Consider the following 15,884-nt stretch of genomic DNA (forward strand, 5'->3'; position numbering starts at 1 on the left):
GCTCACTCCACAATCTCCGCGGTCTCCAGCACGGCATGGAACAGCACATCCGCGCCGGCTGCCGCCCATTCCCTGGAGATCTCCTCCGCCTCGTTGTGCGAAAGTCCGCCGACGCAGGGGCACATGATCATCGTCGCGGGCGCCACCTTGGCGGCCCAGCAGGCGTCGTGGCCGGCGCCGGAGATGATGTTCATATGGCTGTAGCCGAGCTTTTCGGCCGCTTCGCGGACCCGGCCGACCAGGACCGGGTCGAAGGTCACCGGGTCGAAATGCCCGACCGCCTCGACAGAACAGCCAACGCCCAGCGGCTCGCAGATCTCGGCCGCCTGTTTCTCGATCGTCGCTCGCATCCGGTCCAGCTTTTCCTGGGAGGGCGTGCGGATGTCGACGGTGAACACCACCTTGCCCGGCAGCACGTTGCGGGAGTTGGGCGAGAAGAACACCTGGCCGACGCCGCCGACGGCGCCCGGCTGTTCGGACATCGCCACCGCCTGCACCATTTCGAGGATGCGGCCGAAGGCAAGGCCGGCATTGACGCGCAGGTTCATCGGCGTCGAGCCCGTATGTGCTTCGCGGCCGGTCAGCGTGAATTCCAGCCACCACAGTCCCTGGCAGTGGGTGACGACACCGATCTGCTTGTTCTCCGCCTCGAGGATCGGCCCCTGTTCGATATGGTATTCGAAATAGGCATGCATCTTTCGGGCGCCGACCTCCTCGTCGCCGAGCCAGCCGATGCGCTTCAGTTCGTCGCCATAGGTCTTGCCGTCCGGATCCTTGCGGCCGTAGGCGTAGTCGATCGAGTGAATGCCAGCGAACACGCCCGATGCCAGCATGGCAGGTGCGAAACGCGCGCCTTCCTCGTTCGCCCAGTTGGTGACGACGATCGGATGTTTCGTCCTGATCCCGAGGTCGTTCATGGTGCGGACCACTTCCAACGCGCCGAGCACGCCGAGAACGCCGTCATATTTGCCGCCGGTCGGCTGGGTGTCGAGATGGCTGCCGACATAGACCGGCAGCGCATCCGGATCGGTGCCGGAGCGGGTGGCGAACATCGTGCCCATCTTGTCGACGCCGACCGTCATTCCTTCGGCCTCGCACCATGTCTTGAAGAGGTGGCGGCCTTCGCCGTCCGCATCCGTCAGCGTCTGGCGATTGTTGCCGCCGGCTATGCCGGGGCCGATCTTCGCCATGTCCATGAGCATGTCCCACAGACGATCGCCGTTGATGCGCAAGTTCTCGCCGGGTGCTGCCACCATTTTTCAGTCCTCGCCTGTTTTCACGGCCACCCGTGCGGGCGGCATGCTTTTCGTTCCCATGGTCCTCCGCGCGCCTGCTTTGAAAAAGAGGCATGCGAAGATCGGCATTGCGTTTATTCTGCTTGTCGCCGATAATTTGACCGCTTGGTAAAACATTACAATTTCCTCGGCTCCACTCAAGACGAAAATCACGAAAAATCCAGAGGAATTTCCAAAGCGCCGGGTGGACGCGGAAGAGGGCAAGGACAGGCATGGCCATCCCAAGGGCGGCGAAGACGCAGAGACGCACCCGCATTCAGGAGGAGAAGGAGGAGCGCATCCTCGAAGCGGCGCTCGACGTGTTTTCCCAGAACGGTTTCCGCGGCGCAACGATCGACCAGATCGCCGATGCGGCGGGCATGTCGAAACCCAATCTGCTCTATTATTTCCGTACCAAGGAGGCGATCCACCGTCACCTGATCGACCGGGTCCTGTTCACCTGGCTGGAGCCGTTGCGGGCGTTCGATGCGGAGGGCAACCCTGAATCCGAGATCCGCTCCTATATCCGCCGCAAGCTCGAAATGGCCCGCGATTTCCCCCGCGAAAGCCGGCTTTTCGCCAACGAGGTGTTGCAGGGCGCGCCGCATATCGAGGATGAGCTGAAAGGCCCGCTGAAGGCGCTGGTCGATGAAAAGGCGGAGGTGATCCGCGCCTGGGCGCGGTCCGGTAAGATCGCCAAATGCGATCCCTACCACCTGATCTTCTCGATCTGGTCGACGACCCAGCATTATGCCGACTTCGACGTGCAGGTGCGCGCCGTGCTCGGCCAGGACTATGCGGGCGAGGGGCGTTTCGAGGATGCGGCGCGGTTTCTGGAGCAGCTCTTCATAGACGGGCTGCGGGCGCGCAACGCCTGAAATTCCTTCGTAAGTCCGAAAACGAAAAACGCCGGCGCTGAGGCCGGCGTCTTCTCATCTACCGATTGCCGGGCCTGGTATCAGGCTGCGGCGGAAGCCCGGTTGGTGGGGACTTCGGCGATCGTCTTCAGAACCTGGGAAGCGATCTGGTAGGGGTCGCCCTGGGAGTTCGGACGGCGGTCTTCCAGATAGCCCTTGTAGTCGTTCTTGACGAACGAATGCGGCACGCGGATCGAGGCACCGCGGTCGGCAACGCCGTAGGAGAACTTGTTCCACGGAGCCGTTTCGTGCTTGCCGGTCAGACGCTTGTCGTTGTCCGGGCCGTAGACGGCGATGTGGTCCATCAGGTTCTTGTCGAAAGCAGCCATCAGCGCTTCGAAATAGTCCTTGCCGCCAACTTCGCGCATGTATTTGGTGGAGAAGTTGCAGTGCATGCCTGAGCCGTTCCAGTCGGTGTCGCCGAGCGGCTTGCAGTGGTATTCGATGTCGATGCCGTACTTTTCAGTCAGGCGCTGCAGCAGGTAGCGTGCCATCCAGATCTGGTCGGCGGCCTTCTTGGAGCCCTTGCCGAAAACCTGGAATTCCCACTGGCCCTTGGCCACTTCGGCGTTGATGCCTTCGTGGTTGATGCCGGCTTCCAGGCAGAGGTCGAGATGCTCTTCGACGATTTCGCGGGCGACGTCACCGACGTTCGAGTAACCGACGCCGGTGTAATACGGGCCCTGCGGAGCCGGGTAACCCTGTTCCGGGAAGCCGAGCGGGCGGCCGTTCTGGTAGAAGAAGTATTCCTGCTCGAAACCGAACCAGGCGTCCTCGTCGTCGAGGATGGTCGCGCGGGCGTTGGTCGCATGCGGCGTGACGCCATCCGGCATCATGACTTCACACATGACCAGCGCGCCGTTGGTGCGGGCCGGATCCGGATAAAGCGCAACCGGCTTCAGCACGCAATCGGACGAGCGGCCTTCGGCCTGCATGGTCGACGAACCGTCGAAGCCCCACAGCGGCAGCTGTTCGAGCGTCGGAAAGGTGTCGAATTCCTTGATCTGCGTCTTGCCACGCAGGTTCGGTACCGGGGTGTACCCGTCGAGCCAGATGTACTCGAGCTTATACTTGGTCATATTTTATCTCTCAGGCCGTGACGTTCATGGTTGAGCCATCCTGAGGAAGCGGCATCGCAACGATACCGCGCCTCCGGGGTAACCAGAAGAACGCATTTCCCGTGCCAGTTTGCATCGGGGCGACGGTTTTGGATTAAAAAAGTGTGAACGAAGGGCCGCAGGCGGAGCGCTGAGAGGGACTAAAGGTCCGGTAGATCAGCACGGTCTCATGAAATCTCCGAGTTTTAAAGGTTCTATCCAGATTGCTCGGAACCGGGTTCGGTTGGCACACGTTTCCCCGCCGGAGGTTCCTGCGAGCAAAATAGATCGCCGGGACCGCGCTGCCGCTAAATTAGCGCCTAGCGCGAGTCGGAAAAATGATATAAAATCATGCAATAAGCACAAAAAATGTGCAGATTTGTGCTCTGTGCGTGTTTGGATGCACTTTTGAAGTTAGGAGACGATAGGATGGCAATTCACATCCATCGTGAATCGGCAACGATCTACCAGTTTCCGGTCCGCCCAAGGCGGCGGCTGGAGGATGGCCGGACCGTGCCGACCGGAATCCATGACGTTGCCTTGAGTGTTGTCGATACCAATTGCTGGTATCACGACGAAGCGGTGCGGGATTCCGACCCGAAGAACGACCAGCCGAAGCCCTGCTGACCCCTAGATGACGAAAAGGCCGCGCCCATTAGATGACGCGGCCCCTCATTCCATCGATCTGATTTTCCTCAGAACGCGAACAGCTTCAGCATCGCGTAGCCGAAAACCGCGATGAACAGCCAGCCGAACGCGCCGAGCGCGAGCGGCCGCCAGCCTTCCGCCTTCAGCTTGCGGATATCGGTCTGCAGTCCCATGGCCGCAAGCGCCATGGACAGGAGGAAGCTGGTCGCGGTCACGAGCGCCTGGCTCACCTCTGCCGGAATGGCGACCGCGCTGTTGACCAGCATCATCCCGATAAACCCGAGGACGAACCACGGCATCGGCGCCGAGGCCTTCGAGGGGCCTTCCGCGCCGGAGCGCATGGCAAGCGCGAGCGTCATGATCAGCGGTGCCAGCATGACGACGCGGGCGAGCTTGGAGATGGTGCCGAACTGTCCGGCGACATCGCCGCCCTGGAAGGCGGCGGCCACCACCTGTGCAACTTCATGGATGGTGGAGCCGCTCCACAATCCGTAACCGCGTGCGTCGAGCCCGAGCGGGGTGGCGAGCAGCGGATAGGCAAGCATCGACAGCGAACCAAACAATGTCACGCAGGCGACTGCGTAGGCGACATGCTCCTGCTTGCCGCGCACCACGGTATTGGCGGCGATGACCGCCGAGGCGCCGCAGACCGAGGTGCCGGCGGCGATCAGGTCGGTCAGCGACCGGTCGACACCCATGGCCCGACCGACCAAGCGGATCGCCACGAAGGTGGTCACCAGTGTCAGGGCCACCATGGCAAGGCCGGCGCCGCCGAGCGAGAGGATCTGGCCGGCCGTCACCTGCAAGCCGAGCAACACGATGCCGAAGCGTAGGATGCGCTTCAGCGAAAAGCCGATGCCGGGCTCGACGGCCACCGGGACAGGGGCCAGATTGCGGATCAGCATGCCGAAAACGATCGACAGGATGAGCGGGCTCAGCGCCATCCATCCGGTCAGGTTGCGGACGGTGAGGGCGACCGTCGCGATTGCGGCGGTCAGGAGAAGTCCGGGAAGAAGCTGGGCGAAAGCCAGCCAATAGGGCGAGGAGAGGTGGGCGCGCTGTTCCGCAGTTGGCTGGATCGGCTTCATGATTTTTCCACGACAGTCTCTATTCGTCGAAAATCATTCTCTCTTTTGTAGAAACACAAATCCAATTGATAAGTTTTCTGATATCGTTCGATAAAAGCGAATGGTTTTGGACGATGACCCTCGATCAGCTTCGAATTTTTCTGGAAGTCGCCGCGCGCGAACATGTGACTCGTGCGGCGGAGGCGCTGAACCTCACCCAGTCGGCGGTGAGTGCGGCGATCTCGGCGCTGGAGGCGCGGCATGCCGTGATCCTGTTCAACCGGGTCGGGCGGCGGATCGAGCTCACCGAAGCGGGAAAACTCTTCGTGCCGGAGGCGCGCGCCGTTTTGGAACGGGCGCAGACTGCCGAGCACGTGCTTGCCGATCTCGGCGGGTCGGCCTCGGGCATCCTGCGGATCCATGCCAGCCAGACGGTGGCAAGCTACTGGCTGCCGGCCCGGCTGGTCAGTTATCACGAGCGGTTTCCGCGCGTCGACCTGCGGCTCACCGTCGGCAATACCCAGAGCGCGGCTGAGGCGGTGCTGACCGGGGCGGCGGAACTCGCGGTCGTCGAAGGCGAGGTGTTTCTGGCGGGGCTCAAACGCCGCAAGGTGGCGGAGGACCGGCTGGTGCTGGTCGTGGGCAGCCGCCACCCCTGGGCGGACGGCCGCAAGATCCGCTCAAGCGATCTTCTCGAAACCAACTGGATCATGCGCGAACAGGGATCCGGCACACGCTCGGCCTTCGAGGCGCAGCTCTTCAATCTCGGCATTGAGCCGCAATCGCTGTCTGTCGTCCTGGAAATGCCGTCGAACGAAGCGGCGATGGCGGCGGTGGAGGCGGGGTTGAGCGCCACGGTGCTTTCAAGCCGGGCAGCATCGTCCCACTCCTTCTCCGGCCGGCTTCATATTGCCGATTTCCCGATGCCACTCCGTCAGTTCTCGGCGATCTTTCATGGCGAGCGGCACGTCACCCGGGCGCTGCGCGCCATGCTCGACCTACTGAACGAGCCGGCTGAAGACAGCTCCCGCTGATCCCTTGGCCATATCCCCCACGTAAGTGCGCGCCTTGTGTGAACGATAAAATTTAAGTCGTTCAGTATTTGCGAACAATACGTCTGCAACTTGCTGTCTATTCCCGGCGGCCGACTTGCACCATCTTGACCATCAGAAGCGCGGCAACGAGCTTCGAAAGACAAGATCAAACACGGAGAGGGGCTTCGAGGAAACTCGGCTCCACCACATCAAGGAACAAGACAATGAACAGAATTTCCTCCGCCATCGCCGCAGCCCTCATCGCTTCGGCTTCGTTCGGCTCTGCCGCTCTTGCCGAAGGCGACTATTACCAGGGTGTCCAGAACGCTCCTGCCGCTTCGGCCACCGTTGACCGCATCAGCACCGGCAGCATCGGCCAGAACGAGACGCTCCAGGCCGACGTCAACACCGGCGACTATTTCGACGGCGCCAACCGCCCGAACTAACTGCAGCTCATTCAAGATACCGAAACAATCTCCGCAGGCCAGGTCGCAAACTGAAAGCCGCGGGTAACTCTGAAGGGACTACCACCATGACCAAGATCACTTCCGCTATCGCTGCAGCCCTTATCGCTTCGGCCTCGTTCGCTTCCGTCGCTCTTGCTGAAGGCGACTATTACGAAGGCGCCTCCAAGGCTTCCGCCACCGTCGACCACGTTCAGACCGGCAGCATCGCTAAGGACCAGCAGAACGCCAACCAGATCCCGGCTCCGATCGGCCGCGGTGACTATTTTGAAGGCGCAAACCGCCCGAGCTAACCTGCATTACACACAGACGAAGAAGGCCCGGCAACCGCCGGGCCTCTTTGCGTTCGTACACCCGTCTCCAGGCAATTCGCATACGCCCCGGGTCGTGGTACAATCGCCGCATCGAAAGAAGTCTTGGGAGGCAGAAGCCATGGAGAGACTGCTTTTTAGGAACCTGCGGCCGCTATATGGCTGGCTTTTCATCGTCGCCTGGTTCGCCATTCTCGGATTGATGACCTGGGTGTTTTTCCGCAACAGCGGCGTAGCGCAAGAGCCGTTCAGGGCGCTCATCCTCGCCTTCTTCTGGGGACTGGGCGGTTGGCTGGCGTCCGGATCCCTTGCCCGGCCGATCGTCTCGGTCCGGCAGGAAAGCGATGGCAGCTGGATCGTCACCCGCCGTTGGCTCTGGACCCATGACGAGGAGCGTATCGATCCCGACCGCCTGCCGTCGCCGACGGTCGAGGCGGAAAGCGACGGGGAGGGCGGCATGCACTACCGTTGTCTCCTGAAGACGCCGGAACACGGCTCCGTGGAATTCAGCGAACACCTCAAGCTCGACAGGGCCGCGCTCGCCCGTGACCGGATGGCATCGCTGATCAGGAGCGCCAGAATGAAAATGCCCCGGCCGAGCTGACCGGGGCATAGGATATGGCTTACTCGGCGGCTTGCCTTGCCATCGGGTTGTTGGGATGCTGGGTCCAGTTGGCATAGGTCGGATCGACCACCTTGCCGGTGCGCTTGTCGAGGTCGCCGGCGGGCAGGGCTTCCATGGTGATGCAGTTCTCGACGGGACAGACGTTGACGCAGAGATTGCAGCCGACGCATTCCTCTTCCATCACCTCGAAATGGCGAACGCCGTCGACCATGCTGGTAATCGCCTGGTGGGACGTGTCCTCGCAGGCGATGTGGCAGCGGCCGCACTTGATGCAGGCGTCCTGGTCGATATGCGCCTTGGCGATGTAGTTGAGGTTCAGATATTGCCAGTCGGTGACGTTGGGCACTGCGCGACAGATGACGTCGTCGAGCGAGCGGTGACCCTTCTCGTCCATCCAGTCGGAAAGACCGGTGATCATCTCCTCAACGATCTTGAAGCCGTAGGTCATCGCCGCAGTGCAGACCTGCACGTTGCCGGCGCCGAGCGCCAGGAACTCGGCCGCGTCGCGCCAGGTGGTGATGCCGCCGATGCCGGAGATCGGCAGGCCGTAGGTCTCCGGATCGCGGGCGATTTCGGCGACCATGTTGAGCGCGATCGGCTTGACCGCCGGGCCGCAATAACCGCCATGGCTGCCCTTGCCGCCGACCGACGGGTTGGGCGAGAAAGTGTCGAGATCAACGGAGATGATCGACGAGATCGTGTTGATCAGCGAGACGGCATCCGTGCCGCCGCGTTTGGCGGCACGGGCGGGGTGGCGGATATCGCTGATGTTGGGCGTCAGCTTGGTGATGACCGGCATGCGGGTGTATTGCTTGCACCAGCGCACCACCATCTCGATATATTCCGGCACCTGGCCGACCGCTGAGCCCATGCCGCGCTCGGACATGCCGTGCGGACAGCCGAAGTTGAGCTCGATGCCGTCGACTTCGGTCTCTTCCACCAGCGGCAGGATCGCCTTCCAGGCCTGTTCTTCACAGGGGACCATGATCGAGGCGACGATCGCCCGGTCCGGCCAGTTCTTCTTCACTTCCTTCATTTCGCGAAGGTTGGTGTAGAGGTCGCGGTCGGTGATCAGTTCGATATTGTTCAGGCCGAGCAGGCGGCGATCGGCGCCCCAGATGGCGCCGTAGCGCGGGCCGTTGACGTTGACGACCGGCGGGCCTTCCTCGCCGAGCGTCTTCCAGACCACGCCGCCCCAGCCCGCCTTGAAGGCGCGCTCAACATTGTAGGCCTTGTCGGTCGGCGGCGCCGACGCCAGCCAGAACGGGTTGGGGGATTTGATGCCGACGAAATTGTTGCGGATATCAGCCATTGTCGTTCTCCCTCAAGCCACTGCGGTTGCCGGCTGCGCTGCGGCAGCCAGGGCTTTTGCGATGCTTTCCGCGGCGTCACGCCCCTGCGCAACGGCGGAGACGGTCAGGTCCTCGCCGGTGCCGATGCAGTCGCCGCCGGCCCAGACGCCCTCGAGCGAGGTGCGGCCCTCGGGATCGACTGATATCTTGCCCTTTTCGAACTGCAGCGCGCCGAGGCCCGAGGCGGAGAAGGTCTGGCCGATCGCCTTGAAGATCTGGTCGGCGGCGATGACGCCGGTCTCGCCGGTGCCGATCAGCTTGCCGTCGCGCATCGCGGTATATTCCACCTCGATGCCGGCAACCTTGCCGTCCTTGCCGATGATCGATTTCGGCGCCAGCCAGTGACGGATGATGATGCCGTTGGCGGTCGCCAGATCCTGCTCGTAGGGCGAGGCGTTCATGTTGTCCTTGCCGCGCCGATAGCAGATCGTCACCTCTTCGGCGCCGAGCAGCTTTGACTGGATGGCGGCGTCGATGGCGGTCATGCCGCCGCCGAGGACAACGACGCGCCGGCCGATCGGCAGCACGCTCTTGTCCTTCGCCTGGCGAAGGGCGGCGATGAAATCCACCGCATCCTCGGCGCCCGTGAGCGCCTCACCTTCGATGCCGAGGCCATTGACGCCGGCAAGGCCCATACCGAGGAAAACGGCGTCATATTGCGCCGTCAGGTCGGAAAGCGAGAATTCCCGGCCGAGCGCCTGGCCGTTCCTGATCTCGATGCCGCCGATCGCGGTGACATAATCCACTTCGCGGGCGGCGAAGTCGTCGACGGCCTTATAGGTGGCGATGCCGTATTCGTTGAGGCCGCCGGCCTTTTCGCGGGCTTCGAGGATCACCACCGAATGGCCGTGCATGGCCAGGCGATGTGCGGCCGCAAGGCCGGCGGGACCGGCGCCGACCACGGCGACCGTCTTTCCGGTCGGTGCCTTGCGGCTATAGAACTGCCGGCCCTGTTCCATGGCGATGTCGGTGGAATAACGCTGCAATTTACCGATCTCGACCGGCTTGTCCTCGGCAGTGTTGCGCACGCAGGCCTGTTCGCACAGCGTTTCGGTGGGACAGACGCGGGCGCACATGCCGCCCAGAATATTCTGGTCGAAGATGGTCTTTGCCGAACCGATCGGATTGCCCGTCTGTATCTGTCTTATGAACAGCGGGATATCGATGGAGGTGGGACAGGCCGTCATGCACGGCGCGTCGTAGCAGAAATAACAGCGATCGGATTCAACCAGCGCCTCGTGCCTGTCGAGACGCGGGTGGAGATCGGCGAAATTCGCCTCATAGTCGGCAGCGGCGAGGCGTCCAGCCTCGATTCCGGCCTTCGGACCGTTTCCCAGTCGTTCCATCCTAAGTTCCCTCTTTTATGGATTCATGGACAACTATTGGGCAAAAGGTACCACAGCATAAAAATTTATCAAACGGTAAATTTTTGGAAATGGCGGGCCGTATCAGGGCGCCCGATATATCATGATAAAAAGAGTCCACTTTAATCTTTACTCTGAAAATCAACTTTAATATGGTGCCGGCCATCGAGGAACTGCGGTTCAGCAGAATCGGCGGCGAGGGGCATATGGCCAAAAAGCAGAAGCACAAGAACGGCAATTCCGGCGCGGCACCGAAAGGCGCCGAAACGCGGGGGCCGGCTGTCACCGACGTCCGTAGCTTTCTCTATGTCGGCGGCCGTGACTGTCAGGTGGCGCACCTGAGGGAGATCGCCAGCAATTTCGGTGCAGAACTTATCCACCATGACGGCGGTTTGCGCGAGGCGGTTTCCCGCATCGATACCGTGCTGCCCTCGGTCGACTGCGTCTTCTGCCCCATCGACTGTATCAGCCACGATGCGTGTCTGAGGGTGAAGACCGGCTGCAAGAAGTTCGGTGTTGCCTTCGTGCCGCTTCGCAACGGCTCAAAATCCAGTCTGGAGCGGGCGCTTCAGACCATGAAGGAACGCAATGATGAACGAAGAACGTCGTGACACCAGCCTTTTCATCGGCCTGCACAAGCTCGCCGAACAGAACGGCGACGGGCTGGTGCCGGAACTTTACGCGCTGCTGACAAGGCGAGCGGAAGCGGCCGCGGACATGACCAATGTGGTGGTGCTGCCGAAGATGGTTCGGGGGTCGGAGACGGAAGTTTCTCCCGCCGAAAGCGCTCGGGTGCTGGCGTTTAAGCGGTAGGCTCAATTGGACCCACCCTCTTCTCCCCAACGGGGAGAAGGTGGCCCGAAGGGTCGGATGAGGGGCGCGCAGCCATGTTAGGCGCCGAACGCATGGCCCCCTCATCGCCTCGCATACGCTCGGCACTTCTCCCCGCTAGGGAGAAGAGGGAGTGCGCGGTGGCGTTCCACCTCTTTTCTTGCCTCTGTGCAGAAGAGACCGAGAAGCCTTAAACGTCCCTTACCCTAAAAAGTGCCCCAGCTGCCACGATCAGCCAGCCCAGCATCATCCCTGTTCCGCCCACTGGCGCGGCCATCGGAAACAGCCGGTCGCCGAGATAGTGCCGGGAGACCAGGTCACCCGCGAAGATGATCGTGCCGAGACCGAGCACCAGCGCGCCAAGCGTTGCCGTGCGAAAATGCCGGTGGCCGAGATAGAGCCCGAGCAGGACCGGCGCATGCGCCAGGCACATGGTCGAGGCGGAGCCGAGGAAAGCCGTATCGCCGCCGTGGCTTGCCGCCGCCGCCAGCACCACGCCGGCCGCGCCCATCAGGCCGCTCACAAACAGAATCAACGGCCTGATATTGTCGAGTCTTTGCAACGGCCTATTCCTTGTTCTGCATATGGAGAGCCAGCCGCTCGATGGGCGGCCAGATGATCTCGCGCAGTTTCGGATTTTCGATCGTCTCGTCCATGGCGCGGCGGAAGCAGAGCATCCATTCATCGCGTTCGAGAGGTCCGATCGCCGCGCCGAAATGGCGCGAGCGCAGCCTAGGATGTCCGTGCTTTTCCACATAGACCGGAGGGCCGCCGAGATAGCCGGTCAGATAATCGTAGAGTTTCGCCTCGCTGCCTTCGAGGCTCGGGGGATGAACGGCGCGGCAATGGGCCGCTTCCGGCAGCGTGTCCATCAGGTCGTAAAAGCGTTTCACCAGCGCCCGCACCGTCGCGTCGCCGCCGATCGCCTCGTAAAGTGTGATGGTTTCGTCCGCCATGCCCGCTCGGCTCGCTCGTTCTGATTGTCTCAAGCGGTGTTACCGATCCATGCCCGCACGGGCAAGCGCTACGGCGTCGCAGATGAGGAACTGGAGGACGATGCGCCGGTCAATCAGATCCCGCATCCACCTCTTTCGCATTGGGCTCGGGCAGCGAACCGGCACCGGGCGTTTTGTCCCTGTCGGTCAGATGCTCCTTGCCGTGCGGCCCTGCCGGCGGTTGCTGGGCCGTTTTCATCCGCTTTTCCGTGTGCTCGACGGTTTCCTGTGCAGTCCGATCTTCAGCCATGTCCGGTCCTCCGACGTTTCGGTTTCTGAAAAGCCAACGTCGAGGGAGGAGAGGAGTTCCGAGATCCGGGCGATCTCCGGAGGATGCCGCAGCTGCCAATGGCCAGCCGATGTCGCAGCACGGCGCGATCCGCTTTCAAGCGATAATGCGGAACCGGGAGAGTGCCCGGTTCCGCCTCTGCGCTACCCTTTATCAGCGGCGGGCTTCAAAGGGTCGGCGCAATTCTGTCTGGCAGTCACACCACCTTCATGGCGCCGGGGCCGGGCGTGGCGCCGGGTGGCACCTTGCCGAGGATGATCATGCCGAGCACCTCGTCCTTGGTGACGTCCTCGGTGCGGGCATGGCCGACCACCTTGCCGTTCTTCATCACGAAGACCCGGTCGGCGAGGTCGAAGACATCGTGGATGTCGTGGCTGATCAGGAAGATGCCGATGCCTTCGCGCTTCAGCTGCTTGATGAGGTCGCCCACCTGCGCCGTCTCTTGCGGTCCAAGCGCTGCCGTCGGCTCGTCCATGATCAGGATGCGGGCGTCGAACAGGATCGCCCGGGCAATCGCCACCGATTGCCGCTGCCCGCCGGACAGTGCCTTCACCGGTTCCTTGAAGCGCTTGAAGTTGGGGTTCAAACGCCCCATCACCTCGCGGGCGCTGGCCTCCATGGCGACGTCGTCGAGCGTGCCCCATTTTGTCTGCAGCTCGCGGCCGAGATAGAGGTTGGCGGCGGCATCGACATTGTCGGCAACGGCAAGCGTCTGGTAGATCGTCTCGATGCCGTATTTCTTGGCGTCGCGCGGGTTGCGGATATCGGCGGTCTCGCCGTTGATCATGATGTCGCCGTTGTCGCGCTTGTAGGCGCCCGACAGGATCTTGATCAGCGTCGATTTTCCGGCACCGTTATGGCCGAGCAGTGCCACGACCTCGCCGGGGAAAAGATCGACCGAGGCATTCTCGACAGCGTGGATCCCGCCGAAGGAGATGGAAATGTTCTTCATTTCCACGAGCGGAGTGGTTTGTTCCGTCACGATGAAAACTCCTGTTATTTGGCGCGAGAGCGATAGACGGTGTCGAGCCAGACGGCGGTGACGAGCACCATGCCGACGACGATGCGCTGGAACGGCGAGTCGATGCCGAGCAGCACCATGCCGGACTGAAGCGACTGCATGACGAGCGCGCCGAGCATGGCGCCGGCGATCGACCCCATGCCGCCGGCAAGCGACGTGCCGCCGATCACGGCTGCGGCGATCGTGTAGAGTTCGTCGAGCTCCCCTTGCGCATTGGTGGCGGCGTTGAGGCGGGCGGTGGAGATCGCCGCGGCGATGGCGCAGAGCATGCCCATCAGCGCGAAGATCTTGACCGTCACCCACCGGGTCTTGATGCCCGCAAGTTCTGCCGCTTCCGGGTTGCCGCCGATGGCGAAGACATAGCGGCCGAAGCGCAAGCGGGTGGCGATGAAGGTCATGACGATGCCGACCGCGATTGCAATCAGCACCGGGATGGCAATCCCCTGCGAGATGAACAGGCCGCCGTCCGGCCAGGGAATATTGTTTGCGTCCGCGTAGCGGCGGGCGATGGCGGCCGGCCAGGGATAGTCGTTAGCGATATAAACCGCGCCGAGCACGACGATGCAGCCGAGCGCGACCAGCACGTATTCGGCCCAGACCGGGCGGCGCGGGAAGGAGAATCGCTTGCGCTGTCGGCGGGCGTTGATGATCGCCGCGATGATGGCGAGACAGGCGAGGATGCCGACGATCCAGCTCCAGGTGGCGCCGATCGAGCCTTCCGTGCCGCCGCCCATCAGGCGGAAGTTGACGTCCATCGGCGCAACCGTCTGGCCGCTCGTCACGAACCATGTGGCGCCGCGCCAGATGAGCAGGCCGCCGAGCGTCACGATGAACGAGGGCACGCCGAGAAAGGCGATGATGGAGCCCTGCAGCGTACCGATCAGCGCTCCGATGGCGATGCCGCCGGCTAGCGTGATGATCCAGATGGCCGGGTGGTTGAAGCCGAACAGTTCCGGCAGGAGCCGGGCCTGCAGCACGCCCATGATCATGCCGGTGAAACCGAGGATCGAGCCCACCGAAAGGTCGATGTTGCGGGTGACGATGACGAGCACCATGCCGGTTGCCATGACGGCGACCGAGGCGGTCTGCACCGAGAGGTTCCAGAGGTTGCGCGGCGTCAGGAAGAGGCCGCCCGTCAGAATATGGAACCCGACCCAGATGATCAGCAGCGCGCCGATCATGCCGAGCATGCGCGTGTCGATCTCGGTCGCGCGGAAGAAGCGGGCAACGATATTGCCTTCCGCCTGTCCTGCCGCTCCCGATGTCTTGGAATTCGTTGTGGACTGTATTGTCTCGGCCATGATTCGCCGTTCCCCACTTTAGCGAGACGCTGCGGCTCGAAGATCTCGTGCCGGACCGCGCCTGCGCGACGTTCAGCCGCCGGGTAACCCGCCGGGGGTACCTTTTATGCGGCCGCGCCATCTTACGCCGAAAACCGACGCCGCGGCAGAAGTGCTGCGGCGTCGGTGAGTTTATCGTCTGCGCAAAGCCATGCGTTACTTGCAGGCAGCCACTGCGCCGGCCTTGACGCCCTGGCAGGCTTCAGCCTTGCTGATCCAGCCCGCTTCGATGACAACGTTCAGGTTGTCCTTGGTGATTGCCTGCGGCTTCAGGAAGACCGACTGCATCTTCACCTTCTTCGGACCGCCTTCGAAGGTCTGGACGCCCTTGATCTCGGTCAGCTTCTTGCCACCGGCAAGCGCCAGAGCGATTTCAGCGGCGTTCTTGCCGAGTTCTCGGCTGTCCTTCCAGACGGAAACCGTCTGAGTGCCGAGCGCCACGCGGTTCAGGGCCGCCTTGTCGGCGTCCTGGCCGGAGACCGGAACCGAACCTGCCAACCCCTGAGCGTCGAGTGCCGCGATCGCACCGCCGGCAGTGCCGTCGTTGGATGCCACGACCGCGTCGACCTTGTTGTTGTTCTTGGTCAGGAACTGTTCCATGTTCTTCTGGGCGTTTTCGGGCTTCCAGCCGTCGGTATAGGCTTCGCCGACATTCTTGATCTTGCCGCCGTCGACTGCAGCCTTCAGCACTTCCATCTGGCCGGCGAACAGGAAGTCCGCGTTCGGATCGGAAGAAGAACCCTTGATGAAGACGTAGTTGCCTTCAGGCTTTGCCTTGAAGACGCCCTGCGCCTGCAGGCGGCCCACTTCCTTGTTGTCGAAGGTGATGTAGAACGCGGCCGGGTTTTCGATCAGGCGGTCGTAACCGACGACCGGAATGCCTTCGGCTGCTGCCTTTTCGACGGCCGGGCCGATGGCGCTCGAATCCTGCGCCAGAACGATCAGGGCGTTGGCGCCCTGGGAAATCAGCGACTCGACGTCGGTGAGCTGCTTTGCGGCGGACGACTGGGCATCAGCGGAAATATACTTGGCACCGGCAGCCGTAAGTGCCTTCTTGATGGCTGCTTCGTCGGTCTTCCAACGCTCTTCCTGGAAGTTCGACCAGGAAACGCCGACGACGAGATTGGCCGCCATGGTAGCGGAATGCATGGAAACGAGGATGGCCGCGCCGGCCATCAGCTTTACGAATGATCTCATAATGTCCTCCCGAGTGACGGCGGATGGGCGCTAGCCTCCGTGCTCTCCCCCCGCCAGA

Annotated in this window: 19 protein-coding genes; 8 read left to right on the plus strand and 11 right to left on the minus strand. The window is 62.3% G+C overall.

Annotated features, from left to right (window positions below; translation table 11 throughout):
• Positions 1-2: 2 nt before the first annotated feature.
• Positions 3-1,256 carry a Zn-dependent hydrolase gene (locus C5J26_RS02470; RefSeq protein WP_105400361.1) on the minus strand — a complete coding sequence of 418 codons (1,254 nt, stop codon included), beginning with the start codon at positions 1,254-1,256 and terminating at the stop codon, positions 3-5.
• Between the two features lie 251 nt (positions 1,257-1,507).
• Between C5J26_RS02470 and C5J26_RS02475 the strand changes: the two genes are divergently transcribed.
• Entirely contained in the window at positions 1,508-2,152 is a 645-nt protein-coding gene (locus C5J26_RS02475) for a TetR family transcriptional regulator C-terminal domain-containing protein (RefSeq protein WP_105400362.1), read from the plus strand.
• Positions 2,153-2,232: 80 nt separating this feature from the next.
• Here the strand turns inward: C5J26_RS02475 and C5J26_RS02480 are convergent, their stop codons facing one another.
• A complete protein-coding gene (locus C5J26_RS02480; RefSeq protein WP_038544528.1) occupies positions 2,233-3,270 on the minus strand; it encodes a glutamine synthetase beta-grasp domain-containing protein in 1,038 nt (345 codons plus the stop codon).
• 447 nt (positions 3,271-3,717) lie between these two features.
• Here C5J26_RS02480 and C5J26_RS02485 point away from each other — a divergent pair, with 447 nt between their 5' ends.
• Complete coding sequence (locus C5J26_RS02485; protein ID WP_105400363.1) at positions 3,718-3,915, plus strand: DUF2735 domain-containing protein; 198 nt, start codon at positions 3,718-3,720, stop codon at positions 3,913-3,915.
• 68 nt (positions 3,916-3,983) lie between these two features.
• Here the strand turns inward: C5J26_RS02485 and C5J26_RS02490 are convergent, their stop codons facing one another.
• Positions 3,984-5,024, minus strand: coding sequence for a YeiH family protein (locus C5J26_RS02490; RefSeq protein ID WP_206051146.1), 1,041 nt, complete (start codon positions 5,022-5,024; stop codon positions 3,984-3,986).
• A 113-nt stretch (positions 5,025-5,137) separates the two neighbouring features.
• Between C5J26_RS02490 and C5J26_RS02495 the strand changes: the two genes are divergently transcribed.
• The 4 genes from C5J26_RS02495 (at position 5,138) to C5J26_RS02510 (ending at position 7,416) form a co-directional block, all read left to right on the plus strand.
• Positions 5,138-6,037: a LysR substrate-binding domain-containing protein gene (locus C5J26_RS02495; protein ID WP_105400910.1), complete on the plus strand. Its 900-nt coding sequence runs from the start codon at positions 5,138-5,140 to the stop codon at positions 6,035-6,037.
• Positions 6,038-6,261: 224 nt separating this feature from the next.
• Positions 6,262-6,483: a DUF680 domain-containing protein gene (locus C5J26_RS02500; RefSeq protein WP_105400364.1), complete on the plus strand. Its 222-nt coding sequence runs from the start codon at positions 6,262-6,264 to the stop codon at positions 6,481-6,483.
• Between the two features lie 86 nt (positions 6,484-6,569).
• Entirely contained in the window at positions 6,570-6,794 is a 225-nt protein-coding gene (locus C5J26_RS02505) for a hypothetical protein (RefSeq protein ID WP_105400365.1), read from the plus strand.
• Between the two features lie 139 nt (positions 6,795-6,933).
• Positions 6,934-7,416: a hypothetical protein gene (locus C5J26_RS02510; protein ID WP_105400366.1), complete on the plus strand. Its 483-nt coding sequence runs from the start codon at positions 6,934-6,936 to the stop codon at positions 7,414-7,416.
• 19 nt (positions 7,417-7,435) lie between these two features.
• Here C5J26_RS02510 and preA read toward each other — a convergent pair whose 3' ends face one another.
• Entirely contained in the window at positions 7,436-8,749 is a 1,314-nt protein-coding gene (gene preA, locus C5J26_RS02515) for an NAD-dependent dihydropyrimidine dehydrogenase subunit PreA (RefSeq protein WP_105400367.1), read from the minus strand.
• A gap of 12 nt (positions 8,750-8,761) precedes the next feature.
• Positions 8,762-10,135: an NAD(P)-dependent oxidoreductase gene (locus tag C5J26_RS02520; protein WP_105400368.1), complete on the minus strand. Its 1,374-nt coding sequence runs from the start codon at positions 10,133-10,135 to the stop codon at positions 8,762-8,764.
• Between the two features lie 224 nt (positions 10,136-10,359).
• On the opposite strand from C5J26_RS02520, the gene C5J26_RS02525 reads away from it, so the two are divergent.
• Together C5J26_RS02525 and C5J26_RS02530 are read left to right on the plus strand one after the other, a co-directional pair.
• Positions 10,360-10,764 carry a DUF2325 domain-containing protein gene (locus tag C5J26_RS02525; RefSeq protein WP_038593771.1) on the plus strand — a complete coding sequence of 135 codons (405 nt, stop codon included), beginning with the start codon at positions 10,360-10,362 and terminating at the stop codon, positions 10,762-10,764.
• Positions 10,742-10,966 carry a hypothetical protein gene (locus tag C5J26_RS02530; RefSeq protein WP_371681881.1) on the plus strand — a complete coding sequence of 75 codons (225 nt, stop codon included), beginning with the start codon at positions 10,742-10,744 and terminating at the stop codon, positions 10,964-10,966. Before C5J26_RS02525 ends, C5J26_RS02530 begins: the two co-directional genes overlap by 23 nt.
• Before the next feature lie 208 nt (positions 10,967-11,174).
• Here the strand turns inward: C5J26_RS02530 and C5J26_RS02535 are convergent, their stop codons facing one another.
• The 6 genes from C5J26_RS02535 to xylF all read right to left on the minus strand — a co-directional run bounded on the left by C5J26_RS02535 (position 11,175) and on the right by xylF (position 15,826).
• Positions 11,175-11,495, minus strand: a complete 321-nt coding sequence (locus tag C5J26_RS02535; RefSeq protein ID WP_245441098.1) for a DUF423 domain-containing protein — start codon at positions 11,493-11,495, stop codon at positions 11,175-11,177.
• Positions 11,496-11,550: 55 nt separating this feature from the next.
• Entirely contained in the window at positions 11,551-11,940 is a 390-nt protein-coding gene (locus C5J26_RS02540; protein ID WP_105400370.1) for a group II truncated hemoglobin, read from the minus strand.
• A gap of 109 nt (positions 11,941-12,049) precedes the next feature.
• Positions 12,050-12,229 (minus strand): hypothetical protein, encoded by a 180-nt coding sequence (locus C5J26_RS02545; RefSeq protein ID WP_105400371.1) that lies wholly within the window; start codon positions 12,227-12,229, stop codon positions 12,050-12,052.
• A 235-nt stretch (positions 12,230-12,464) separates the two neighbouring features.
• On the minus strand, positions 12,465-13,250 hold the full coding sequence (locus tag C5J26_RS02550) for an ATP-binding cassette domain-containing protein (RefSeq protein ID WP_046635213.1): 786 nt from the start codon (positions 13,248-13,250) through the stop codon (positions 12,465-12,467).
• Positions 13,251-13,264: 14 nt separating this feature from the next.
• Positions 13,265-14,590 (minus strand): sugar ABC transporter permease, encoded by a 1,326-nt coding sequence (locus C5J26_RS02555; protein WP_105400372.1) that lies wholly within the window; start codon positions 14,588-14,590, stop codon positions 13,265-13,267.
• A 195-nt stretch (positions 14,591-14,785) separates the two neighbouring features.
• A complete protein-coding gene (gene xylF / locus C5J26_RS02560) occupies positions 14,786-15,826 on the minus strand; it encodes a D-xylose ABC transporter substrate-binding protein (RefSeq protein ID WP_105400373.1) in 1,041 nt (346 codons plus the stop codon).
• Positions 15,827-15,884: the final 58 nt, after the last annotated feature.

The organism is Neorhizobium sp. T7_12 (genome assembly GCF_002968535.1).
Lineage (GTDB): Bacteria > Pseudomonadota > Alphaproteobacteria > Rhizobiales > Rhizobiaceae > Neorhizobium > Neorhizobium tomejilense.